This window comes from Herminiimonas contaminans (assembly GCF_015645465.1).
GTDB classification, from domain to species: Bacteria; Pseudomonadota; Gammaproteobacteria; order Burkholderiales; family Burkholderiaceae_D; genus Oxalicibacterium; species Oxalicibacterium contaminans.
On record NZ_JADOEL010000003.1, the window covers coordinates 207693 to 231123 of the forward strand.

The following is a 23431-nucleotide window of genomic DNA, read 5'->3' on the forward strand; positions in this document are numbered from 1 at the left end:
ATGAGCGCACCCACGCATCTTCCCAAGACCAAAACATGAGCTCACCCCGTTATTTCGCCCTGATTCCTGCCGCCGGCGTCGGTGCGCGCATGGGCGAAAAGATACCCAAACAATATGTGCAGATAGCCGGGAAACCGATGCTGCGCCATGTGCTGGACACTTTTTGCCGGGCCGATGCGATAACGCATACCTTTGTCGTCGTCAGCGCCGAGGATGGCTATATCGACGCGACCATGGCCGCTTTGCATGATGATTCCTACGCCACCGTATTGCATGTCGGCGGCGCGACGCGCCATCAGTCTGTACTGAATGGTCTGCACGCCATGCGTAGTGAGATCAATGACGATGATTGGGTGCTGGTACACGATGCCGCACGTCCGGGCCTGAGCATAGGTCTGATCGATAAGCTGATCAATATCCTGCAAGATGATGAGGTCGGCGGCTTACTGGCGGTACCGGTGGTCGATACCCTGAAGCGTGCGGGTGCGGAAGGGCGGGTGGATCAGACCGTCACGCGTGATCGCCTGTGGGCGGCACAGACGCCGCAAATGTTTCGTTACGGTTTGCTATTGCGTGCGCTGGAGCAGGCAACGGCGGTGACGGATGAGGCGAGCGCGATTGAGGCGTTGGGCTTGCAGCCCAGGCTGGTCGAAGGCGACGCCAGGAATTTCAAAGTGACTTTGCCGCACGATGTGGCATTGGCAGAACTATATTTAAAAGGATTTGTATGAGTGTTTCCCAGAACGCGGGCCTGCCTTTCCGTATCGGCCAGGGCTACGATTGTCACGCACTGGTCGCAGGCCGCAAGCTGATCATAGGTGGCGTGACGATACCGCACAGTACCGGTTTGCTTGGCCATTCTGATGCGGATGTGCTGTTGCACGCGATTACCGATGCCTTGTTTGGTGCGGCGGCACTGGGTGATATCGGCCGTCATTTCCCGGATACTGCCGTGGAGTTTGCAGGTGCTGATTCGCGGGTCTTGTTGCGGGAGGCGGTCAAGCGTGTGGCGGCGGCAGGTTACAGCATAGGTAATGTGGACGCGACTATCATTGCGCAGAAGCCGAAGATGGCACCGCATATCCCGTCCATGGTGGCGCATATCGCTGCCGATCTGGGCGTCGCCATCGATCAGGTGAATATCAAGGCGAAAACCAATGAAAAACTCGGTTACCTGGGGCGTGAAGAGGGTATCGCGGCTGAAGCAGTGGCGCTGATTTATCGTAACGCCTGATAACAACTACAGGGATTACAGCGAAAATCGGTGTGAAAAGAATAATTTTGTGTCGGGATAGCGGTGTTTTTCACGGTTTTAGCGACGATTTTTAAGAATTAATCTCTGCTCGTATTGAATTTTTAGGTAAAAGCGCTATCTATCATTGCATACGCATAGCGCACCCGGCATGGCTACATTGGCAGCATCCGGATCAGGAAAATATCGTTTGCGCTGAATTGGCGTATACTACAGAGACAGGAGTGATTACAACTATGGCATCTTTCTTTTTCAGCCAGCAGGCTCAGAATTGGCAACAAGTCTTCCGCCGTCATCAATCGGGTGGATTTTTTTCGCGTCTGATCGCGTGGCTGGTATTGGGTCTGGTGCTTGCCGTAGGATTGCTGGTCGTGGTGACCGTGCTGTTGCTGAGCTGGTTGCTGATCCCTGTGCTGCTGTTCAAGAAACGCAAGGCAGCGAAAGCGCGTTTTGCCGCTGAGCGTTACGCCTACCAGCAATCGCAAGGACGTAGCGATATCATCATTGAAGGTGGTATCACTGAAGTGAAAGACGAGCGCGCTTAAGTATTTCGCGCTATACGCATAGCCTTCATGCTATGCGGATCCAAATAAAAAACGCACATCCTCATTGAGCATGTGCGTTTTGTTTTGTGCGGGTCATATTAGATGCGCATTTTAACCAGCTAATACGCCATGACGTTTCTTCGCCTGATTGAGTGCGATGTGTATCGTCAGGCCACCACCTTCACGATTCAATAATTGCAGTTTGCCGCTATGCCGCTTGACGATGCGGTCTACGATAGCGAGGCCGAGTCCTGCACCATTCGCTTGCCCGCGTGCGCTATCCATCCGTGTAAACGGCCGTAACAGGCGGTCTATCTCTGCTTCCGGTACACCGGCTCCGTGGTCGCTGACTTCGATGATGACTTTGTCGCCTTCCAACTGGCAGCGCAGATCGATTTCTACATAATCATTGCCCGGCAGTTTGCCGTAGCGTCGTGCATTCTCGATGATATTGTTGATGACGCGTTTGATGTCGATCGCATTGCCGAGTACGACCAGCTTGTCATCGACTTTGCTATTGATGCGCACATCCTGCATGCGCAAGGCTTCCTGTGCCGCGCTATTCATCAGCGTGCTCATGTCTATAGGCTGGAAGTGGCTGCTGTCGCTCGGTTTCGCATAGTCGAGGAACTGGCCGATGATGGCGTCCATTTGCTCGAGATCAGACTGCATGCCGACGCGCGCTTCCGGTGGCAGGCCAGCCAGCTCGACTTCCAGTTGCATGCGTGCCAGTGGCGTGCGCAAGTCATGCGAAATACCGGCCAGCACGACGGCGCGATCCGACTCTACGCGATTCAGGTCGTCGACCATTTGATTGAAACTGTGATTGGCTTCGCGGATTTCGGTCGGGCCACGTTCAGGCAGTGGAGCAGGGCGCTGGCCATTGGCGATAGCGCGGGTCGCGGCCGTCAGGCGTGCCAGCGGTTGATTGATGAGGCCGGAGATCATCAGTGCGCCGAGTAATGACAGCAACAATGTCATCGCACCCCAGCCCAGCCATTGCACACCCGAACTGCCTTCGATGCGGTCGCGGTCCAGCATCAGCCAGTATTCATCATCCGAGATGGTGAAGCTGACCCAGAAGCCGGCAACGTCATTGACAGCGCGCGCAAAGCGGGTGTCCTGTCCCAATCCGGAGCGTACATGCTCCTGTATGGTACGCATCATGCTGTTCTGGATAGGCGGCTCGATACGATCGTTTTCTTCCAGCGGGTAGACGCGTATGCCTTCATTGCTGGCGAGGTCGAACAGCAATTCACGCCGCAGGTCCGGTGCGGAGTGGGTCAGCGCAGCGCGTGTGATGGTGACGACTGAAATCACCTGCGCTGCGATCTGGTTCGCGCGCGGTGTTTGTTCGATGATGCGATAGCTGGCGACCCAGGCCGCCATGCTGGCTGCAATCAGGAAGGCGAGCAGGAAAAAAGTGCGCCAGAACAGGCCGCTTTTGATCCAGTTCAGGCGATTGGTAGTGGTGGGCATCCTTGTTTTTTTCGGCTGCGGCTGTGTGTTTAGCGTGGCTTGCCTTCAGGGATGAAGACATAACCCAGACCCCATACCGTCTGGATGTACAACGGGGTCGAAGGATCTGGCTCTATCAGTTTGCGCAGGCGTGAAATCTGGACGTCCAGGCTGCGATCAAATACTTCGTATTCGCGGCCGCGTGCCAGTTCCATTAATTTTTCTCGGGACAGTGGTTGACGCGCGTGACGTGCGAATACTTTCAGGACTGAGAATTCGCCGGTCGTCAGCGGGACGGTTTCATCATTCTTTTTCAATGTGCGCGTACCGAGGTCGAGTACGAATTCACCGAAGGTAAATGATTGCGGTGTTTCGGATGGTGCGCCTGGAATTTCTTCGGGGCCGACACGACGCAGGACTGCGCTGATACGTGCCACTAATTCGCGCGGATTGAAAGGTTTTGCGAGATAATCGTCGGCGCCCATTTCGAGGCCGACGATACGATCGACGTCTTCGCCCTTGGCGGTGAGCATGATGATCGGGGTTTTGTCGCCAGCACCGCGCAGACGGCGGCAGATGGACAAGCCGTCTTCACCCGGCAACATCAAATCGAGTACCAGCAAGTCATAGCGTTCGCGCAGCCAGAGCTTATTCATGGCTTGCGCGTTTTCCGCGGTGACTACATTAAAACCTTGTTCGGACAGGTAACGGCGCAGCAGATCGCGCAAGCGCAGATCGTCGTCTACCACCAGGACTTTGGTCTGGTGGGAATTGGTCGAGTGAGCCGTGTCCTTCATGGATGCATTTGTCGTATTCATATGGCTATGGTAACTTCAGAAGGTCTTCTCGACATAGCGAGGAGGTGTGGCATTACAAAGTGTTACAACCTTTACGGAATTGGACTTAGGACTAAGAGCAAAGCAGCATAAACTTTGAACATGGTAAATAAGAAGTGCGAAGGACCTGGTAACTGTTCAAAGCGCTGCGGAAGATGATGATGAATATAACATTGAAAAGAATGGGATTGGTGTTGCTACTGGTCAGTACCTTTGCAAGTACGACGATGGCGCTTGCGCAATCGCGATTTCAGAATAATTCATTCGGTTCTTATGTGCAAAGCGATAATCGCTATCGTGGCAACCAGGATCAGGGACACTATGATTCCAGACGTCAGTCGAATGATCGTGCCTACGACAACAATCGCAATATGGAACGGCAGCAGCAGGAGCAATCGCGCCGCGATGCACGCCTGTCGCCGGATGAGCGTCGCGCATTGCGTCGCCAGATCGATGAAGCAGGGCGCGATATTTATGCGCCGCGTCGCTAAGCCTGCATACGCTTGCTAGCGTGCAATAAAAAAGCCACCAGTATCTGGTGGCTTTTTCTTTGGGTGCTGAGTGTGATTACTTATCTGAGATAGATAGTGGCATTAGCCTGCAACGAAGTGACGACCGACGCTTTTGCTCGCGGTCTGGCCATTCGGGCCATAGACATTGCTGTCTTGTACGTTGCCGTGTTGCAGTATGTTGAGCACGTTTTGATTGCGCACCATCTGCTTGTTGATCAGGGTGCCGTTGACGCGATTGAGTTCGTTGGCGACTTGCGCCAGTTCGATCAATTCTTGCCAGCTTTTCTTTGCTGATTGCGCCTTTGGTGAGCTTTCCAGCCAGGCTTGCATGCTCGCTTCGGCTGGCTCAAAACCGGCAGCAGCCAACGCGTTGTGACGCCAGTTAGCCAGCTCTGCCATTTGAGTTGCAGCTTTTGCTTTTTCTTCAGTGAGGGCAGCGATGCCTTCAACATTCGCAGAAATCAGATGTTCCTGTTCCAGCTTCAATAATTCGGTCAGAGCACGGATGGCTTTGTGTTCTTCAATCAAACTATCTGCAGGGCTGGTACCGAACGATTTCATGAATATTTAACCTTTACGTGTGGAGATCAGGTCTTTCACCGTATCCATCAATCCGTCGGCAACGCGTTCTGCATTGACCTGGAATTGACCACCGGCAATAGCTGCCTTGATCTCATCTACTTTTTTAGCATCAAAAACGCTCGCGCTGGCGACCTGGCTGGTCAAGGCCTGCACTTGCGACGATAACGTTACATTCGAAGACACCGAGCCGGTATCGGCCTTTTCCGGTGCCTTGCCTGCGCGAGTCTGCGTAGCTGCTACGCCGACTCCCGCGATTTTCTTGCTTGCGTCATTAATTTTCACGACTTCACCCCGTTTGGTTTGCGGCAAAACGCCTATCTCTGCTTGGTCTATCGGCGTTATCACAGCAAACTTTAGTCCTAAATGGGGCAAACGTAAAATATTGTGTACTAATTTATATTGTCAGTATGCTAACTCGACGATGCCGCCCAGCTTGGCAATCCCGCTGATGACCTGGCCTGCAGCGGTTCTTACCTGAGTCAGTTGACCCTCGTTAGCATTATTCAAAGCGCGTGCTTCGCTGGATACGCTGAAGCCGTCGCCATTCAAAATGACGCGTACTGCCTGGCCTTGCTGGATCGCCTGCTGGTTGCGCAAGGCATCCTGTCTTAATGGTGCGCCCAGTGCAATTGTGCTGGCTGCGGTACGACCTATCGCCTGCGAGGCGTCGGTGATTACACCGGATGGCAGATTGGTCAGGTCGCCCTTGACCGTGGCGATATCGCCCGGGCCGATATTTTGTCCTTGCGCCAGTGGTGCGGCGGCGGCGATGTATTCACCGTGTACACGCACTTGTGCGGATATATAGATAGTCCAGTTGGTCGGCACATTGCAGCGCACACCTACCGTGGTTTTGCCCCAGGCTTTGCTGGAAGGTGGCAGGAACGCTTCCGGTACCGGACAGACCGGCAATTTCAAACGCGGATCGATGGCGCCGACCGTCACTTTTACTTCACCCGGCAAGCCCTTGGCTTGCGTCAGCAAAAACTGTTCAGCGGTTTGTTTCAGCAGCGCCAGATCCTGACGCGGTTCGGCGACGGCTTGCGCCCACGCCAGCTGAGTAGTCAGCGAGAGTGCGGCGGAGAAAGCGGCGATAGCGATGTGGATAGAGTGTTTCATGGCAGCCAATGAAGTGGTGGTGAGCTAATTGCACGATCATGGTACCGATTCGAGGTTCAGCTAAAGCGGGGAATAGCATGGATTTTTGTCTTCTTATCGTTTGATCGAAGCATACGGTCGCTCCGTATGATCGACGCTATAGAAATCCATGATTAGTGCAGGGTAGCCATTCCTTGAACGCACACTTCGGAGAACGGAATGATGGGAAAACTTGATGACATGATGCGCTTTCAGGAAACCGCGCTGAGTTTGCGCGGTCAGCGTCAGCAAATACTGGCGTCCAATATAGCGAATGCGGATACGCCCAACTTCAAGGCGCGTGACGTTGATTTTAACAAGGCCCTGCAAGGTGCGCTAGCACGCAGCAAGACCAGTGCTGCCGCGCCGAGTGAAATGGCCAAGACTTCCAGCGCGCATCTGTCTTCCAAGGTCTTGCCGACTTTGGGTGGCGCACCTTTGTTATACGCCAATACGGCACAGGGCAATATCGACGGCAATACCGTGGATATGGATGTGCAACGCAATCAGTTTACCGATAACGCCTTGCGTTACGAAGTCGGCCTGACCCTGGTCTCTTCGAAGATCAAGGGCATGTTCACCGCTATCCAGGGGCAATAATCATGTCGCTATTTAATATATTCAATGTCTCCGGTTCGGCGATGAGCGCACAAGCTCAGCGCCTCAACGTCGTCTCCAGCAATATCGCGAATGCTGAAAGTACCACCAGCGCCGATGGCAAGACCTATCGCGCCAAACAAGTGGAATTTCAGGCGCAGCAAATGAAGGGCGGTGCGACTTCGACTGGTGTACGTGTCAATCGCGTGGTGGAAGATACGTCGCCACTGAAGATGGTGTTCGATCCCAAGCATCCGAACGCAGATGAAACCGGCCACGTCGCCATGCCTAACGTGAATGTGGTGGAGGAAATGGTGAATATGATTTCCGCTTCGCGTTCCTACCAAACCAACGTCGAAACCATGAACACGGCCAAGACCATGCTACTCAAAACACTGACGATCGGTCAGTAAAACAATCAGGATTAATCATGACCACAGTCAATAGCAATGCCACCGTCCTGCCACAGGCTTTACTGGACCAGATGAATGGTTCCGGCGCGGCCAAGAAGAGCACTGCAGAAGAAGCGCAGGATCGTTTCCTGACCCTGCTCGTGACCCAGATGAAGAACCAGGATCCTTTGAATCCACTGGATAACGCGCAAGTCACCAGTCAGCTGGCACAGTTGTCGACCGTCACCGGTATCGACAAACTGAACGGCACACTGGAATCGATGATGGGCAGCTATCAGTCGAATCAGGCATTGCAGGCTGCGAACATGATAGGTCACGGTGTATTGGCGCCGGGCTCCGAGATCGGCCTGGCCGAAGGCAAAGGCTTGATGGGCGTTGAATTTCCGCAGGATGTGGACACCGCGCAAATCCTGGTCAAGGACTCTTCCGGCAACGTCATCCAGACCATCGAACTTGGTCCGCAAAAATCTGGCACCGTGCCTCTGTTGTGGGACGGTACCAAGGCTGACGGTACCAAGGCAGCGGATGGCACATACAAGTTTGAAGTGACATCCAGCCTGGCTGGCAAGGCCGTCACATCGAATCCATTGCAATTCGGCATAGTGACCACGGTTTCCACTTCTGCCAGCGGCATACAGATCAACGTTCCAGGCCTGGGTGGATTGACCCTCGCAGACATCCGTCAAATTCTTTAATACAGCGGCACATCAACCAGGAGAAAGAGCATGAGTTTCCAACAAGGTTTGAGCGGATTGAATGCCGCAAGCAAAAGTCTCGAAACCATCGGCAACAACGTTGCCAATGCGAATACAGTCGGTTTCAAACAATCGCAAATGCAGTTTTCGGATATCTACGCCAGCACATTGTCTGGTTCCGGCGCAGCACAAATCGGTATCGGTACCCAGATCGCGCGCGTCGCGCAACTGTTCAGCCAGGGCAATATCACCGCTTCCAACAATCCGCTGGATATGGCGATCAATGGTGACGGTTTCTTCCGCATGAGCAGCGGCGGCACGATTACTTATGCCCGTAACGGCCAGTTCGAATTGACCAAGGAAGGCTATATCGAGAATGCTGCCGGTGGACGCCTGACTGGTTACATGGCGGATGCGAATGGCGTGGTTGCGATCGGCGCACCGACTGAAATTATCATCAACAAGGCTGACCTCGCGCCTAAGGCAACCACCAAATACGAACTCAAGCTGACACTGGATTCGCGTAAAGATCCATTGGTCGCGAATAACTTCAATCCGGACGATCCAACTACCTTCAGCGATTCGACCTCGGTACCTGTCTATGACAGCCTGGGTAACTCGCACGTGCTGCGTACTTTCTATGTCAAAACAGCGGGTGGTCAATGGAGCGTATTCGCTACCAATGACGGCGTGCCTATCGGTTACACCCTGCCTACCAGTGCAACCAACCCGCCAGTACCTCTGGGCACGATGCAATTCGGTACCGGTGGTGTATTGACCGGCACCACACCTTCGCCGCTGGTAGCTGCAATGGCAGTCACGACAGGTGCGGTGACACCTTTCAATATCTCTATCGATCACGCAGGCACCCAGCAGTTTGCACAAGCTTTTGGTGTGGCGCGTCAGCTGCCGGATGGTTATAAGGCAGGTACCCTGACTGGTTTTGACGTTGCCAACGACGGTTCTATCGTCGGCCGTTACAGCAATGGCCAGGTGAATGTGCTGGGCCAGGTCATCCTGTCGCGTTTTGCCAATCCTAACGGCTTGCAAAACATCGGCGACAACCAATGGGTGGAAACCGCTGAATCTGGCGTGCCACTGACCAGTACGCCGGGTAGCAGCGGGCTCGGTGCAGTGCAGTCGGCACGTGTCGAGGAATCGAACGTCGACCTGACAGCCGAGCTGGTCAACATGATCACTGCGCAACGTTACTACCAGGCGAATGCGCAAACCATCAAAACGCAAGATCAGATCATGCAGACACTGGTGAACCTGCGTTAATGCATGAAGCAAGTCATGACCGCCTGGCTGTTTAGCGACAGCCGGGCGTAGTCACAGGAGGAATGAAATGGATAGGCTGATATACACCGCAATGTCGGGCGCCAAGCAGATCATGGAGCAGCAATCCACGACTGCACATAATCTGGCGAACGTCTCGACCACGGGTTTTCGTGCCCAGCTCGATACTTTCAGGGCGATACCTGTCGTCAGCAATGGTTTGCCGACACGCACCTTCGTGGTTGATTCGACCATAGGTACCGATTTTCGTGCCGGTCCGATCCAGCAAACCGGACGTACACTGGATCTGGCAGTGCAGGGGCCAGGCTGGCTCGCAGTTGAGCGTGCCGACGGCACCGAAGGCTACACCCGCAGCGGCAGCCTGAAGATCAATGAAAACGGCGTATTGCAAACCGAAGGTGGTTTGAATGTACTGTCTGACGGTGGCCCGATCACGATTCCGCCCAACGTCAGAATTTCGTTCGCCAAGGATGGCACGATTTCATCGGTAGATTCCGGCAACGTGCCAGGTGCAACCATAGAAATCGCCCGCCTGAAACTGGTGAATCCTGAAATAGGCAATCTGGAACGCAGCAGTGACGGCATGTTCGTCACCAAAGACCGCCAGCCAGCTGATGCCGATGCCAACGTAGGCGTGATCAGCGGTGCGGTTGAAGGCAGTAACGTCAACGTGGTAGATGCGATGGTGAACATGATCAGCCTCGCACGCCAGTTCGAATTAAACATGAAGTTGCTGAAGGATGCGGATAGTAACGCTGCTAAAGCCGATCAATTCCTCGCTTTGAGTTAATGCAGGTACAGGCACAATGAAGGTGGCGATATATGCCACGCGTTTGCCGAAATATTGGAGAAAAGAATGATACGTTCACTATTTATTGCTAAAACAGGTCTGGATGCGCAACAAACGCAGATGGACGTCATTTCCAATAACTTGGCCAACGTCAGCACCAGCGGCTTCAAGCGTTCGCGCGCAGTGTTTGAAGATCTGCTGTATCAAAACATACGCCAGCCGGGTGCCGCTTCGTCGCAGCAGACGCAACTGCCATCCGGTCTGCAAATTGGTACTGGTGTGCGTCCGGTCGCAACTGAGCGTATCCACAGCCAGGGCAATCTGCAACTGACCAGCAATAGCAAGGATATGGCTATCCTCGGTGATGGCTTCTTCCAGGTGATGATGCCGGACGGTACCACTGCTTACACCCGTGACGGCTCGTTCCAGACCGATAACCAGGGCCAGATGGTGACCTCCAGTGGTTTTCCTATCCAGCCAGCAATTGTGATCCCGGCCAATGCGACGGCGATCTCGATCAGCCGTGACGGTATCGTCAGCGTGACTGTTCCTGGTACCACCGGCCAAACCGAAGTTGGTTCCTTGCAACTGGCGACCTTCATCAATCCGGCCGGTCTGGAAAGCAAGGGTGAGAACCTGTATGTGGAAACCACCGCATCGGGCAATCCGACCACCAATAATCCAGGCACCAACGGCGCTGGTTACGTCAAACAAAACTATGTTGAAACCTCGAACGTGAACGTGGTCGAAGAGATGGTCAATATGATCCAGACCCAACGCGCTTACGAAATCAACAGCAAGGCGATTACAACGTCGGATCAAATGCTGCAACGCCTGACACAGTTGTAAACAGCAGTGATAAGCCGCAGTGGTAAGAGTAAAGGAATGATGATGAAGATGACGATGTCTAAGCTCAAGCTGTCAGCGCTGGTGATGTTTGCCACACTATTGGCAGGTTGCGGTGGCATGCCGGAAACCGTGGTGCAGACACCATTGACCGCGCGGCCACAGGCGGCAAGTGCGGTGACGCCACCTATGAATGGCGCGATTTTTCAAACTGCATCGTATCGCCCGATGTTTGAAGACCGTCGCGCACGCCTGATAGGCGACACCATCACCATTACCATCAACGAGCGTAGCTCGGCGGGTAAACAGGCTGGCAGCTCTGGCAGCAAGACTGGCTCGGTGGTCGCAGCAGCACCGAATATTTTTGGCATATTCGGAAATACCACGGATAGGTTCAGTGCGAGCGCTTCAAGTGCTTCCAAGTACGAAGACAAGGGTGTGATTACTTCGGGTAACAACTTCGTGAGTACGCTGACAGTGACTGTCATCGATGTACTTTCGAACGGCAACCTGGTCGTCGCCGGTGAGAAGCAAGTCGCGCTCGATAAAGGTGGTGAGTTCATTCGTTTCTCTGGCGTCGTCGATCCGGCCACAGTTGAGAAGGGCAATATCGTTTCCTCGACCCGCGTCGCAGATGCGCGGATTGAATATCGTACCAACGCTCGTATAGATGCAGCCGAAGTGATGTCCATGCTGGCGCGTTTCTTCCTGAGCGTCATGCCTCTTTAATCTTGAGGCTGATAGGAATTTCCATGCATACCGTTTCTCTACCATCGTTTAAAAAATCACTGCGCGTCATCGCGTGTTCAGTTTGCCTGTTGCTGCCATTTGCAGCGCATGCAGAGCGCCTGAAAGACCTGGCTACCGTGCAAGGCGTCCGGCAAAACCAATTGATCGGCTATGGTCTGGTTGTTGGCCTGGACGGCAGCGGCGATCAAACTACACAAACACCATTCACCATCCAAAGTATCGTTAGCATGATGCAGCAGATGGGTGTCAACCTGCCGCAAGGCGTGAACATGCAATTGAAGAACGTCGCTGCGGTGATGGTGACGACTTCGCTGCCTGCCTTTGCGCAACCTGGCCAGACGCTGGACATCACTGTTTCTTCCATGGGTAATGCGAAGAGCTTGCGCGGCGGTACCTTGTTGATGACACCACTGAAAGGTGCGGATGGACAGATCTACGGTATGGCGCAGGGTAACGTCGTGGTCGGCGGTGCCGGTGCTGCAGCGAATGGCAGCAAGGCGCAGATCAATCACTTGGGCGTAGGGCGTATCTCGGCTGGTGCAACAGTGGAGCGTGCGGTGCCGAGCAGCCTGGGGCAGGGCGACCAGATTTTCCTCGAGTTAAAAGACAGTGATTTCTCTACTGCCAGCCGGGTAGTGGATGCCGTCAACAAACGTTTCGGTCCTGATACCGCAGCAGCACAGGATGGCCGCGTGATCCGTGTGCGCGCACCGATGAGCAACGATGAGCGCGTGAGCTTCCTCGGTGCATTGGAAAGCATTAGCGTGACGCCAGCTCAAGTCAGCGCCAAGGTGATCCTGAATGCACGTACCGGCTCGGTCGTCATGAACCAGGCCGTGACACTGGATACCTGTGCGGTATCGCACGGCAACCTGTCGGTAGTGATTAATACCCAGCCAGTCATCAGCCAGCCTGCACCGTTCTCCGGTGGTCAGACCGTGGTGGCGCAGCAGTCGCAAATCGAAATCAACAAAGATCCGGGCAAGGTCATCTTGCTGAAAAATTCCGCTTCATTGGCAGACGTGGTTAAAGCCCTGAACTCGATAGGCGCAACACCGCAAGACTTGCTGGCCATCCTGCAAGCGATGAAAGCGTCGGGCTCTTTGCGCGCAGAATTGGAAATTATCTAAGCTGAATATGATTACGCCTGCAGACAATTCGAATACCGCCCTGGCGATAGATTCCAAAGGACTGGAATCGCTCAAGCAATCTGCGCGGCAGAATTCGCCTGACTCGCTGAAGGCGGCGGCCACGCAGTTTGAAGCACTCTTCGTGAATATGATCATGAAGAGCATGCGTGAAGCAACGCCGCAGGATGGACTGTTCGACAACCAGCAAACCAAGATGTACACCTCCATGCTGGATCAGCAACTGAGTCAGAATATGGCCAGCCGTGGCATAGGCCTGGCTGACGTGCTGATACGCCAGCTCTCCAGCACGCAGATGGCAACGGCGGTCACGCCGGATGGTGCTGATGCGACGAAAGCAGTATCGGACACGAGTGATCTGCGTGCTGAAATCCTGCGCAATATGGCGGAACGTAATGCACTCGCGCACCAGCGTTCGAGTGAAGCCCATGCCATGCAGGCACGTGGCGGTGTGAATAACACCACCACCGCGGCCAGTGCTGTCAGCAAACCAGCTCACGTACAAGCCTTCCAGGACAAAGTCGCCGCGCATGCGGAAGAGGCCAGCCGTACCACCGGCATCCCGGCCAAATTCATGTTGGGGCAGGCGGCACTGGAGAGTGGCTGGGGCAAGCGTGTGATACGTACCGCCGATGGTGGCAGCAGCCACAACCTGTTTGGCATCAAGGCTGGTGCCAACTGGAAAGGCAAAACAGTAGACGCGGTGACAACTGAATACGTGGACGGTGTTGCGCAGAAGCGGGTCGAGAAATTCCGCGCCTATGATAGCTATGCGGATTCCTTCCGCGATTACGCGCAACTGATGCGCAACAATCCGCGTTACGAAAAAGTGCTGGCCAATGCCAGTGACGTCAAAGGCTTCGCCCAGGGCTTACAGCGCGCCGGGTATGCGACTGACCCGAATTACGCGACCAAACTGACCAACATCATCAATCGCAACTTGTCGGCCTGATTACATTTGTTTGCATGAAACGCAAGATTTGGGGTTAATAGTCTGATCTTCCGGCTCAAGTTTTCCATCAACGTGCCGTACACACCAACATAGAGTTAGAAAAGCCAAATTATGTCCAGTTTATTCAGCATTGCTCAATCCGGACTAGCTGCAGCACAAGCAGGTATCGCTACCACCGGACACAATATCGCTAACCAGGCGACTCCCGGTTATAGCCGCCAGGTTGTGGTCCAGTCGTCGCTGGGCGGGCAAAACCTGGATGGCGGCGGTTACATCGGTAGTGGTACCAATGTGGAAACCGTCAAGCGCATCTTTAATGACTTCCTTGCCGCGCAAGTAGTCGGTGCGCAATCGAGCAAAAGCCAGCTGGACACGTATTACAGCCAGATCAGCAAGGTCAACAATATGCTGGCCGATTCTTCGGTTGGTCTGTCACCTGCGATCCAGGACTTCTTCAAGGGTGTGCAGGATCTGGTAGCCAACCCGGGCTCGGCGTCATCGCGTCAAGCCATGTTGTCGGGCGCAGAAGCGCTGGCTTCGCGCTTCCAGAGCATGGATGCGCAGCTAACCAGCATGCGCAACGGTGTGAATAACGAAATTGCCGGTGCGGTAACCAATATCAATGCCTATGCCAAGCAGATCGCACAACTGAATGATGCGATCACGAAAGCGCAAAACGGTACCGGACAACCGCCGAATGATTTGCTTGATCAGCGCGATTTGCTGGTTTCAGAACTCGCCAAACAAACCAAAGTATCGGTGGTGCAGCAGGGCGATGGCTATAACGTCTTTATCGGTAATGGTCAGCCATTGGTCGTCAGCAATCTCAGTTATGAACTGATGACGCTGTCCTCGCCGACCGACCCGGGACGTCTGGGTGTTGGTTATAAGACCGCGACCGGCACTATCATCAGCATGCCGGAAAACTCACTGGTCGGCGGCAATCTGGGGGGCTTGTTTGAGTACCGCAACAAGACGCTGGATCCGATCCAGAATTCCCTTGGCCGCATTGCGCTTGGCCTGGCGGCAACCTTCAATGCACAACACCGTCTTGGTCAAGACCAGAACGGCAATCTTGGTGGTGACTTCTTCAACCTGGCATCGCCGGTCGTCAATCCGAGCGACAACAATACCGGTAATGCAAGTGTTGCTGCCAGCATCAGTAATGTGGATGCGCTCACGACCAGCGATTATCGCCTGACCTATGACGGCACCAATTACACGGTGACCCGCATGTCAGACAATGTGTCGATGTATTCGAACACGACATTCCCGGCGGGTGCCATCGATGGTGTGAATTTCTCTATGCCTAGCGGCACCATGGCGTCCGGTGATGAGTTTGTCATCAAACCGACTATCAATGGTGCATCTGGTCTCAGCGTGCTGATCAAGGATGTGAAAAACATCGCTGCCGCGACCCCGATCCGCACCGACGCACCGGGTACCAATACCGGTACCGGTGCCATCAGCGCGGGTAACATCAATTCCAGCTTCACTGGTGCGACAGTGGCGTCGCCAGTCACGCTGACTTTTGATTCCGCAACCGGAACCCTGAGCGGTTTCCCGGCAGGTATGCCAGTGACCGTGACCACCAATGGTGTCACGACCACATTCCCGGCAGGTACGCCGGTGACTTATACCGCTGGCTCCGTCATTGCGTTCGGTGGTGCTGAAGTCAAGATCAGCGGTACGCCTGCCAATGGCGACAAATTTACCATCAGCGCCAACACCAATGGGGATGGTGACAACCGTAATATGCTGGCCCTGGGCGAACTGCAAACCAAGAATGTCCTGCTCGGCGGCACAGCCAGCTACAACGGCGCTTACAGCCAGCTGGTGAGCCTGGTCGGTAATAAAACCCGTGAGCTGCAAACCAATAGCGCAGCCGAAGGTACTCTGCTCAAGCAGCTGCAAACCGCACAGCAATCCGATTCAGGCGTCAACCTTGACGAGGAAGCGACGAATCTGTTGCGTTATCAACAGGCTTACCAGGCATCCGGCAAAGTGATGCAGACCATCAGCGATATGTTCAAGGTGTTGATTTCTCTGGGTGTATAAGGATTAAAGATCATGCGCATTAGCACCAATACGATATTTGAAATGGGTTCGGGCAAGATTAGCGATCTGCAAACCGCTATGTTCAAGACCCAGCAGCAAATTTCTACCGGTATGCGCATTTTGTCGCCAGCCGATGACCCGGTCGCGGCCGCATCGGCTTTGGGTGTAAACCAGGCGATATCGATCAATGCACAGTTTGCGACCAATCGTGCGAACGCGAAGAGTGCATTGTCGGAAGAAGAAAGTGTGCTGCAAAGTGTGACCACCATGCTGCAATCGATCAAAACTTCGATTGTGGCAGCCGGTAATTCGTCGCTGGATGACTCGCAGCGTCAGGCTTTTGTCACACAATTGCGTAATAACTTTGAAGAATTGATGGGCCTGGCCAATACCCGTGGCGCGACTGGCGACTATATCTTCGGTGGTTATCAGGTGTCATCCAAGCCATTTACGGAAACCGCGACCGGCGCGGCGTATAACGGCGACCAGGGTCAGCGCATGCTGCAGGTAGGGGCTGCGCGCCAATTGTCGTCCAGCGATTCCGGCGCGGCAGTATTTGAAGGTGGTGTGACCGGTAACGGACGTTTTGCTACTTCTGCCAGCACGGCAAATACCGGTAACGGCATTATCAGTACGGGTTCGGTCAAGGATCTGACGCAGCTGACGGGTGCCAAGTACGACATTACCTTCTCGATCGATGCGGCTGGCGCAACCACTTATCTGGTGACCCAGACCCCGCCGCCAGCGACACCGGCGACACCGCAGCCTTATGTCAGTGGACAGGCGATTACTTTCGACGGCATGACTTTCGACATCAAAGGTGTGCCTGCCAATGGCGATACCTTCAGCATAGAGCCGAGCAAGAGTCAGAGTATCTTCACGACCATCACGGATTTGCTGAATGTGCTGTCGACTTCGACCACCGGTGACGGCGGCAAGACCCGTCTGACCAATGGTTTGAACACTGCGAATACGAATATCGATAATGCCTTGAACAATATCTCCCTGGTCCGCACAACCATAGGTACGCGTTTGCAGGAAATCGAAAACCTCGACAACGTCGGCTCCAGTCTCAGCCTGCAATACACGGCGACGCTGAAACAATTGCAGGAAATCGATCCGGTCGAGGCTTATTCGCGCTTCACACAGCAACAATTCACTTTGGACGCTGCGCAAAAAACCTTTATCAAGATTGCCGGTTTGTCTCTGTTCAATATGTTGAACTGATTACTGCCACGCTTAATAAAAAAGGCTTGCCGATCAGGGCAAGCCTTTTTTGTTTTTGCGGTAGCGATATTTCTTTAGCTCAGGGGTGTCATTGCCATCGTAATCCACCCCATTGCATCTATGCCTTCCTGTATCAGGTTGATGATGGGATTCATCAGGTAGGGCAGGACGATGCCTATCATGATGAAGCCGACGCCGATGGTAATCGGGAAACCGATACCGAAGATGTTCAGCTGTGGCGCCGCGCGAGTCAGGATACCCAGGGCGATATTGGTAATCAGCAAAGCAGCAACCACCGGTAGCGAAAGCTGGACCCCGGCGCTGAAAATACGACCACCCCATTTCACTACTTCCAGCATGCCGCCAGCCGATACGAAGCTGCTGCTGATGGGCAGCATGTCAAAAGTCTGTGCCAGCGTCGACAGCACCACCAGATGCAGATTGGTCGCCAGGTAAATCATCAGGGTCAGCAAGGCCAGGAACTGGCTGATAGCGGACGAGCGTGCACGTGTCTGTGGATCAAAGAAGCTGGCAAAGCCCAGACCCATGGTCATGCCGATGATCTCACCCGCCATCTCAACGCCTGCAAAAGTGATGCGCATGGCGAAGCCTATCGCCAGGCCGATGATGAGCTGCTGTGCCAGGATCAGGAAGCCGGGGAGTGACAGTGGATCGAGTGAGGGTATCGCAGGCACGGTCGGCGAAATGATCAGCGCCAGCATGATGCCGAGGCCGATTTTCACACGTGCCGGTACGCTGACATTGCCGAACAGCGGCGCTACCGAGATCATGCCTATGATGCGCGTGAGCGGCCACAGGAAGGCAGCGATCCAGGTATTGAGTTCAGCGCTGGTAATGGAAATCATGCGGGGACAGCAGTGCCGGAATACGGCACTAGCTGACGTAGAGCGGTATGTTGGTAAACATCTCGCGCATGTAATCGAGCAAGACCGTCAGCATCCACGGTCCGGCGATGACGAGCGCTACAAAGATACCGATCAGCTTCGGGATGAAGGAGAGGGTGGTTTCATTGATCTGCGTCGCTGCCTGGAAAATACTGACGATCAGGCCGATGCCGAGGGCAACCAGCAACATCGGCGCGGCCACCATCAAGGTCACTTCGATCGCGTGACGGCCCATGGTCATGACGGTTTCTGGTGTCATAGCGTCCTCAGTAGAAACTTTGTGCGAGCGAGCCGATCAGCAATTGCCAGCCATCGACCAGAACGAAGAGCATCAGCTTGAACGGCAGCGCCACAATCGCCGGTGACACCATCATCATACCCATCGACATCAGGACGCTGGCGACCACCATGTCGATAATGAGGAAGGGAATGAAGATGGCAAAGCTGATCTGGAATGCCGTCTTCAGTTCGCTGGTCACGAAAGCAGGAACCAGTACGCGCAGTGGAATATCTTCCGGCCCTTGCAGCTCGGGTCCCTTCGACAGCTTGACGTAGAGCGCCAGGTCGGATTCGCGGGTCTGCTTGACCATAAATGTCTTCAACGGTGCGACCGCTTTCTCCAGCGCTTCCTGCATCTGTATCTTGTTTTGCGAGAAAGGCTGATAAGCGTCGACGTAAATTTTGTCGATTACCGGACTCATGACGAACAAGGTCAGGAACAGGGACAAGCCGATGATGACCTGGTTCGGTGGTGAGCTCTGGGTGCCGAGGGCCTGACGCAGCAGCGACAGCACGATGATGATGCGGGTAAAGCTGGTCATCATCAGCAAGACGGCTGGCAGGAAGGAAAGGCCGGTCAACAGCAGCAGTGTTTGCAGGCTGAGCGAATAGGTCTGGCCACCGCCTGGTGCAGGTGAGCTGGTAAATGCTGGCAAGCCAGCCTGTTGCGCCATCGCTGCCATAGGCAGGGCGAGCAGTACCAGCGGCAGAGCGCGACGCAGCAGTGGGGAAATATTATTGGCCATTGCGTTTTTCTATGGTTTGCGCGAGCCAGGTCGAGAAATTACCGGAAGACGGTGCTTCGGGTGTCAGAGTGGTTTCCTGCTTTTGCATGGTAGCGAGCGCATTAACGCGGCCGGGCGCAACGCCGACGACTATCCATTGATCAGCGATTTCAACCACGACCACGCGTTCACGTGTGCCGACGCTGGCAGCACCGACGACTTTGATGCTGGTATTGCTGATGCCCTTGGCGGTGTTGAAGCGGCGCAAGAGCCAGGCTGCGCCCGCCATCAGGGCCAATACGACTATCAGGCCGAGCAATACCTGGAACAGATTACCTGCAGTTGACGGAACGGCAGTGCCGGCTGCGGTTTCAGCATAAGCACTGGCCGTGAACAAAGACGATGCAAGCAAAGACGACGCTGATAAGCCCGTCGTCAGGAAGGCAGGACGGGAACAAATCATCGGTTCAGTTTTCGGATACGTTCCGCAGGGGTGATGATATCGGTCAGGCGGATACCAAACTTATCGTTGACGACCACGACTTCACCTTGTGCGATCAGGCAGCCGTTGACCAGCACGTCCATAGGCTCACCAGCCAGGCCGTCGAGTTCGACGACGGAACCTTGTGCCAGTTGCAGCAGGTTCTTGATCGCGATCTTGGTGCGGCCGAGTTCTACCGTCAGCTGTACCGGGATGTCGAGGATGAAATCGATATCGTTGTGCGTACCTGTTTTCAGGTCACCACCAGCAAAGTCTTTGAATACGGTTGCCGATGCAGGTTTGGCGTCAAGGGCAGCAGCTTCGCTCTGCTCTTGTTCCGCCATCGCTGCACCCCAATCGTCTTCTACTGCGGTTTGCGGTTCGTTTTCATCAGCCATGATCTTCTCCTTGCGTTGTATCACTTGCGCTGTAGATCAGTTTTTCCACGCGCAATGCGTATTGTCCATTCAGTTTTCCGTACGAGCATTCCATCACTGGCACGCTGTCGACTTCGGCGGTAATTGTTTCCGGCACGGCGATAGGGATGATGTCGCCTTTTTGCATATTCAGGATGTCGCCCAGTGTGACTTTGGCCGAACCCATGTTCGCCAGGATTTCTACTTCGGCGGTCTGGATCTGCTGTGTCATCAGGCGTATCCAGCGTTTATCCATTTCCAGTGTTTCACCCTGCATGCTGCTGGTGAGCAGGTCGCGGATAGGTTCTATCATCGCGTACGGTGTGCAGAAGTGCATGTCGCCACTGACCGGGCCGAGCTCGATCGTGAAGGTGGTCGCAACCACGACTTCGTTCGGCGTCGCGATATTGGCAAACTGGGTATTCATTTCTGAACGGATGTATTCGAATTCGACCGGATACACCGGTTCCCACGATTTGGCGTAGGTTTCAAAAATGATGCCGAGTATGCGCTGGATGATGCGTTGTTCGGTTTGCGTAAAGTCGCGGCCTTCAACCCGGGTATGGAAGCGGCCATCGCCGCCGAACAGGTTGTCGACCAGCAGGAATACCAGATTCGGATCGAGCACGATCAGACCGGTACCGCGCAGCGGCTTCATGTGGATCAGGTTGAGATTGGTCGGCACCACCAGGTTGCGGATGAATTCGCTGTACTTGGAAACACGGACCGGACCGATAGATACTTCAGCACTGCGATGCAGGAAGTTGAACAGACCTATGCGCAGCAGGCGCGAGAAACGTTCATTGATAATTTCCAGCGTAGGCATCCGGCCACGGACGATACGCTCCTGGGTCGCCAGATTGTACGGGCGCACGCCCGCTGAGTCTTCCGGCTTGCCGGTCTCATCCTGATCGCCGTTGACGCCTTTTAATAGCGCATCAACTTCTTCTTGTGAGAGGAAATTATCAGCCATGGTCTTATTGCACGACGAATGAAGTAAACAAAACGTTGGTAACGTTCACGGTAGGGCCTTGAGGCGTGAATGGCTGCCTGAAGACAGCGATGATTTCTTCGGATAATTTGTTTTTGCCATCGACGGTCAGGATTTCCGACGCTTTTTTGCCGGACAACAAAAGCAGCAGGCGGCTACGCACATGCGGCATGTATAACTTGATCAAATCCAATTGCGCCTGATTCGATACTTGCAGCGTGAAACTGGTTTGCAAGAATTGTTCGCCATTCTCAGGTTGCAGATTGACCGTGAAAGCCTCCATCGGCAGGAACACCGGTGGTTTGCTCAGATCGACTGCATCAGCCGCTTTGGGTGCGTGCGTTTCCGCTTTTTGCCCGAGAAAATACCAGGCAGCCGCGCCCCCGCCACCACCGAGCACGAGCAATGCGGCCAGGATGATGATCAATAAGCGGGACTTCTTCGGTTTATCCGCTGTGTCTGCGGCTGCTTTAGCGCCTTTTGCTGCTGTTGCCATCTGTTTTCCTCAAGTACGACATGAGTTTTTTAAAGTCACATGCCATTATTAAAAAAAAACGACACACAGGATGCATTGAAAAGAGAGGGGAACACGACGCATATCGACGTATTCGCCTTTTCCGGGCCTGGGTCGATTCTTCTTGCTTGCCCCGGTTTGGTACTGCACTACCGAAGCAAGGCTGCAGTCGCTATTAAACCATTATTAATTGCGGCAAACACCCGTGACAGACGAAAACTGTACGAATTTTTCAGATGATCCTGCTGACGTTGCAGTTCGGCGACTGCGCTGATGGCCGGTTGTGCTTATTTCGGGGGGGAGAAGGGGATGCGTGCCGCGCCCCCTTCGCGCTCAGTGATCAGGCAAAGGTGTCGACCAGGCCATTGCCGCTGGCTGGGGTCGGGACATGACTGACGTGGACTGCGGAGTCGGCGATATCAATTTGATTCGACTGGCGTGCGCCGCTGCTTTGACGTTGTTCGGCAAAGCCGCCTTGCTGGTTAGGTGTGCCGGCGCTGACGTTGGATTGGCCCAGCTGGATGCCCGCATCATTAAGCATCTCGCGCAGGCGTGGCATCGCAGCTTCCAGCGCATGGCGTACTTCAGGCTGGTGCGCGGTGAAGTTGGCGGTGGCCTGGTTGTTATTGACGTGTACCGTGACCTGCATAGGACCGAGGTCGGGCGGATTCAGTGTCAGGGTGGCGCTTTGTTGCGCGCCTTGCACCATCCACAAGACTTTCTGGCCGATCGCCTGATCCCAGCCGGGATTGCCGACTTGCGGCGCGATCTTGTTGGACTGCGGGCCTTGTGCATCGTTTAACTGCTGCAGAGCGGCTGCGGTGACAGCCGCAACGTTTTGCGGATTGCTGACTGTGGCAGGCTCCAGTGCCTTGGCACCTTGGGCGATGGCAGTGGCGATGTCGATTTCAGTTTTAGTCGTCGGGGTGGCTGTGGCAGCAGCAGGTGTGTTCTTGGCATCTGCACCGCCTTTGGTGGCCTTATCCAGCGCCGCGACAAAGTCGGATTTCTTGCCGACTGCTTCTTTTTCGCTATCGGCAGCGGCGGTCAGCAGGTTGCCATTTAATTTGGTATCGACTGCGGTATCCAGTTCAGCGTCGCCTTGGCCCGAGACGCCGATTTCGGCGTCGGCGCTGGCCGCGGGTGCGGTGGTCGCGACTGCGGCGGTATTGGCTTGCGTCAGGGCCGCGACAAAGGCCAGCAATTCTGCCGATACGGTGACTGGTTCGCTATCGCTGTCTTCGGTTTTGGCTTCCGGTGCGGCGACTTTGCCATCTTCTGTCGGTTTGGCAGCTTCAGCAGTCGGGCCAGTTTCGGTTTTGGTCTTGTCGCCCTGATTGGCAGGCGTATCCTTGCCCGGATTCTTGCTGGCTTCGCTGGCGTTATTGGTGGTATTGCCACGGTTAGACATTTCACGTGACAACACTTGATTGAAAGAGCCGACATCGGCGTTGGGTGCGCTATCCGGTTTGCTGCCGGGTACCGGTGCCTGCAATACGGCGAGAGGGCTGTTGACTGCTGTAGTGTTCATCGTTGTGCGTCCGTCTAGATCGTTTATCGTTTGTAGAGCAGGGCTCTTGCCGCGTGTTCGTCAGTTTGCTTCTGGTCGCGTTTATTCTCTTGCAACTGCCTGGTTTTCTCCGCGCGATTGGCCAGTGTGCCGTAGGACATGCGTTTGCGTTCGCTGGCTTGCCAGGCTGAACGTTCGCGCTCTACACGCAGGTGGGCGTCGCGTACTACCAATTGTTGACTGCTGATAGCCTGTTCCAGTTTGCCGAGGAAGAGCTGGTAATTCTGGTAGCCGAGCGCGCTTAAGCCGGTGCTCAGGTTTTGCTGGAAGCGGGCCGCGTAGTCATCGCGGTATTGCACCAGCAGGGCCAGTTTTTGCTCGCTTTCTTCGGCGGTTTTCATGCATTTACCCAGGCGTTTGGCGGCCTCGTCAGTTTCCTTGGTCGCCAGTTCGATCAATGTGTCTAATGCAGTAGATGTAGCCATCGTGACTAATTATATTTTTTGCAGGGCA

Annotated in this window: 29 protein-coding genes; 15 read left to right on the forward strand and 14 right to left on the reverse strand. The window is 54.5% G+C overall.

Annotation, left to right across the window (positions count from 1 at the left end; translation table 11 throughout):
* The first annotated feature begins 35 nt into the window (after positions 1-35).
* From ispD to IXC47_RS05460, 3 genes are all read left to right on the forward strand, one after another.
* Positions 36-731, forward strand: coding sequence for a 2-C-methyl-D-erythritol 4-phosphate cytidylyltransferase (gene ispD, locus IXC47_RS05450; protein ID WP_195874941.1), 696 nt, complete (start codon positions 36-38; stop codon positions 729-731).
* On the forward strand, positions 728-1234 hold the full coding sequence (gene ispF / locus IXC47_RS05455) for a 2-C-methyl-D-erythritol 2,4-cyclodiphosphate synthase (RefSeq protein ID WP_175626662.1): 507 nt from the start codon (positions 728-730) through the stop codon (positions 1232-1234). The genes ispD and ispF overlap by 4 nt, the downstream gene beginning before the upstream one ends.
* 254 nt (positions 1235-1488) lie before the next feature.
* Complete coding sequence (locus IXC47_RS05460; protein ID WP_175626663.1) at positions 1489-1797, forward strand: hypothetical protein; 309 nt, start codon at positions 1489-1491, stop codon at positions 1795-1797.
* Between the two features lie 111 nt (positions 1798-1908).
* On the opposite strand, the gene IXC47_RS05465 is transcribed toward IXC47_RS05460, so the two are convergent.
* Complete coding sequence (locus tag IXC47_RS05465) at positions 1909-3276, reverse strand: sensor histidine kinase (RefSeq protein ID WP_195874942.1); 1368 nt, start codon at positions 3274-3276, stop codon at positions 1909-1911.
* A 29-nt stretch (positions 3277-3305) separates the two neighbouring features.
* Positions 3306-4073, reverse strand: a complete 768-nt coding sequence (gene ompR, locus IXC47_RS05470; protein WP_041296449.1) for an osmolarity response regulator transcription factor OmpR — start codon at positions 4071-4073, stop codon at positions 3306-3308.
* Positions 4074-4246: 173 nt separating this feature from the next.
* Here ompR and IXC47_RS05475 point away from each other — a divergent pair, with 173 nt between their 5' ends.
* The gene (locus IXC47_RS05475; RefSeq protein WP_326838371.1) at positions 4247-4582 is read left to right on the forward strand and encodes a hypothetical protein; all 336 of its coding nucleotides are present in this window, start codon (positions 4247-4249) and stop codon (positions 4580-4582) included.
* Positions 4583-4684: 102 nt separating this feature from the next.
* Here the strand turns inward: IXC47_RS05475 and IXC47_RS05480 are convergent, their stop codons facing one another.
* From IXC47_RS05480 to flgA, 3 genes are read right to left on the reverse strand one after another with little or no spacing between them, the layout of a single operon-like run.
* A complete protein-coding gene (locus IXC47_RS05480) occupies positions 4685-5164 on the reverse strand; it encodes a flagella synthesis protein FlgN (protein ID WP_195874943.1) in 480 nt (159 codons plus the stop codon).
* A gap of 6 nt (positions 5165-5170) precedes the next feature.
* The gene (gene flgM / locus IXC47_RS05485) at positions 5171-5530 is read right to left on the reverse strand and encodes a flagellar biosynthesis anti-sigma factor FlgM (RefSeq protein ID WP_326838372.1); all 360 of its coding nucleotides are present in this window, start codon (positions 5528-5530) and stop codon (positions 5171-5173) included.
* Positions 5531-5587: 57 nt separating this feature from the next.
* Positions 5588-6304 carry a flagellar basal body P-ring formation chaperone FlgA gene (flgA, locus tag IXC47_RS05490; protein WP_195874944.1) on the reverse strand — a complete coding sequence of 239 codons (717 nt, stop codon included), beginning with the start codon at positions 6302-6304 and terminating at the stop codon, positions 5588-5590.
* A 198-nt stretch (positions 6305-6502) separates the two neighbouring features.
* On the opposite strand from flgA, the gene flgB reads away from it, so the two are divergent.
* The 11 genes from flgB (at position 6503) to flgL (ending at position 17097) form a co-directional block, all read left to right on the forward strand.
* Positions 6503-6922, forward strand: a complete 420-nt coding sequence (flgB, locus tag IXC47_RS05495) for a flagellar basal body rod protein FlgB (RefSeq protein ID WP_175626668.1) — start codon at positions 6503-6505, stop codon at positions 6920-6922.
* Positions 6923-6924: 2 nt separating this feature from the next.
* Positions 6925-7332, forward strand: coding sequence for a flagellar basal body rod protein FlgC (gene flgC, locus IXC47_RS05500; RefSeq protein ID WP_124575058.1), 408 nt, complete (start codon positions 6925-6927; stop codon positions 7330-7332).
* Between the two features lie 17 nt (positions 7333-7349).
* Positions 7350-8027, forward strand: coding sequence for a flagellar hook assembly protein FlgD (locus IXC47_RS05505; protein WP_195874945.1), 678 nt, complete (start codon positions 7350-7352; stop codon positions 8025-8027).
* Between the two features lie 30 nt (positions 8028-8057).
* On the forward strand, positions 8058-9308 hold the full coding sequence (flgE, locus tag IXC47_RS05510; protein WP_175626670.1) for a flagellar hook protein FlgE: 1251 nt from the start codon (positions 8058-8060) through the stop codon (positions 9306-9308).
* 67 nt (positions 9309-9375) lie between these two features.
* Positions 9376-10116, forward strand: a complete 741-nt coding sequence (gene flgF / locus IXC47_RS05515) for a flagellar basal-body rod protein FlgF (RefSeq protein ID WP_195874946.1) — start codon at positions 9376-9378, stop codon at positions 10114-10116.
* Between the two features lie 66 nt (positions 10117-10182).
* Complete coding sequence (flgG, locus tag IXC47_RS05520; protein ID WP_175626672.1) at positions 10183-10965, forward strand: flagellar basal-body rod protein FlgG; 783 nt, start codon at positions 10183-10185, stop codon at positions 10963-10965.
* Between the two features lie 54 nt (positions 10966-11019).
* Entirely contained in the window at positions 11020-11691 is a 672-nt protein-coding gene (locus IXC47_RS05525; RefSeq protein ID WP_175626673.1) for a flagellar basal body L-ring protein FlgH, read from the forward strand.
* A 23-nt stretch (positions 11692-11714) separates the two neighbouring features.
* Entirely contained in the window at positions 11715-12842 is a 1128-nt protein-coding gene (locus IXC47_RS05530) for a flagellar basal body P-ring protein FlgI (RefSeq protein WP_175626674.1), read from the forward strand.
* 7 nt (positions 12843-12849) lie between these two features.
* Complete coding sequence (flgJ, locus tag IXC47_RS05535) at positions 12850-13812, forward strand: flagellar assembly peptidoglycan hydrolase FlgJ (protein ID WP_175626675.1); 963 nt, start codon at positions 12850-12852, stop codon at positions 13810-13812.
* A 111-nt stretch (positions 13813-13923) separates the two neighbouring features.
* A complete protein-coding gene (flgK, locus tag IXC47_RS05540; protein WP_195874947.1) occupies positions 13924-15870 on the forward strand; it encodes a flagellar hook-associated protein FlgK in 1947 nt (648 codons plus the stop codon).
* A gap of 12 nt (positions 15871-15882) precedes the next feature.
* Positions 15883-17097 carry a flagellar hook-associated protein FlgL gene (gene flgL / locus IXC47_RS05545; RefSeq protein WP_175626677.1) on the forward strand — a complete coding sequence of 405 codons (1215 nt, stop codon included), beginning with the start codon at positions 15883-15885 and terminating at the stop codon, positions 17095-17097.
* Positions 17098-17171: 74 nt separating this feature from the next.
* Here flgL and fliR read toward each other — a convergent pair whose 3' ends face one another.
* The 9 genes from fliR to fliJ all read right to left on the reverse strand — a co-directional run bounded on the left by fliR (position 17172) and on the right by fliJ (position 23403).
* Positions 17172-17963, reverse strand: a complete 792-nt coding sequence (fliR, locus tag IXC47_RS05550) for a flagellar biosynthetic protein FliR (RefSeq protein ID WP_195874948.1) — start codon at positions 17961-17963, stop codon at positions 17172-17174.
* 28 nt (positions 17964-17991) lie between these two features.
* Positions 17992-18261 (reverse strand): flagellar biosynthesis protein FliQ, encoded by a 270-nt coding sequence (fliQ, locus tag IXC47_RS05555; protein ID WP_124575048.1) that lies wholly within the window; start codon positions 18259-18261, stop codon positions 17992-17994.
* Between the two features lie 7 nt (positions 18262-18268).
* Positions 18269-19027 (reverse strand): flagellar type III secretion system pore protein FliP, encoded by a 759-nt coding sequence (fliP, locus tag IXC47_RS05560; protein WP_175626679.1) that lies wholly within the window; start codon positions 19025-19027, stop codon positions 18269-18271.
* The gene (gene fliO, locus IXC47_RS05565) at positions 19017-19469 is read right to left on the reverse strand and encodes a flagellar biosynthetic protein FliO (protein ID WP_230089408.1); all 453 of its coding nucleotides are present in this window, start codon (positions 19467-19469) and stop codon (positions 19017-19019) included. Before fliO ends, fliP begins: the two co-directional genes overlap by 11 nt.
* Positions 19466-19885 (reverse strand): flagellar motor switch protein FliN, encoded by a 420-nt coding sequence (gene fliN, locus IXC47_RS05570; RefSeq protein ID WP_175626680.1) that lies wholly within the window; start codon positions 19883-19885, stop codon positions 19466-19468. The genes fliO and fliN overlap by 4 nt, the downstream gene beginning before the upstream one ends.
* Positions 19878-20876 (reverse strand): flagellar motor switch protein FliM, encoded by a 999-nt coding sequence (gene fliM, locus IXC47_RS05575; RefSeq protein ID WP_124575044.1) that lies wholly within the window; start codon positions 20874-20876, stop codon positions 19878-19880. Before fliM ends, fliN begins: the two co-directional genes overlap by 8 nt.
* Positions 20877-20880: 4 nt before the next feature.
* Entirely contained in the window at positions 20881-21390 is a 510-nt protein-coding gene (fliL, locus tag IXC47_RS05580; protein WP_175626681.1) for a flagellar basal body-associated protein FliL, read from the reverse strand.
* Between the two features lie 358 nt (positions 21391-21748).
* Positions 21749-22939, reverse strand: a complete 1191-nt coding sequence (locus tag IXC47_RS05585; RefSeq protein WP_195874949.1) for a flagellar hook-length control protein FliK — start codon at positions 22937-22939, stop codon at positions 21749-21751.
* A gap of 23 nt (positions 22940-22962) precedes the next feature.
* Complete coding sequence (gene fliJ / locus IXC47_RS05590) at positions 22963-23403, reverse strand: flagellar export protein FliJ (RefSeq protein ID WP_175626683.1); 441 nt, start codon at positions 23401-23403, stop codon at positions 22963-22965.
* Between the last annotated feature and the right edge of the window lie 28 nt (positions 23404-23431).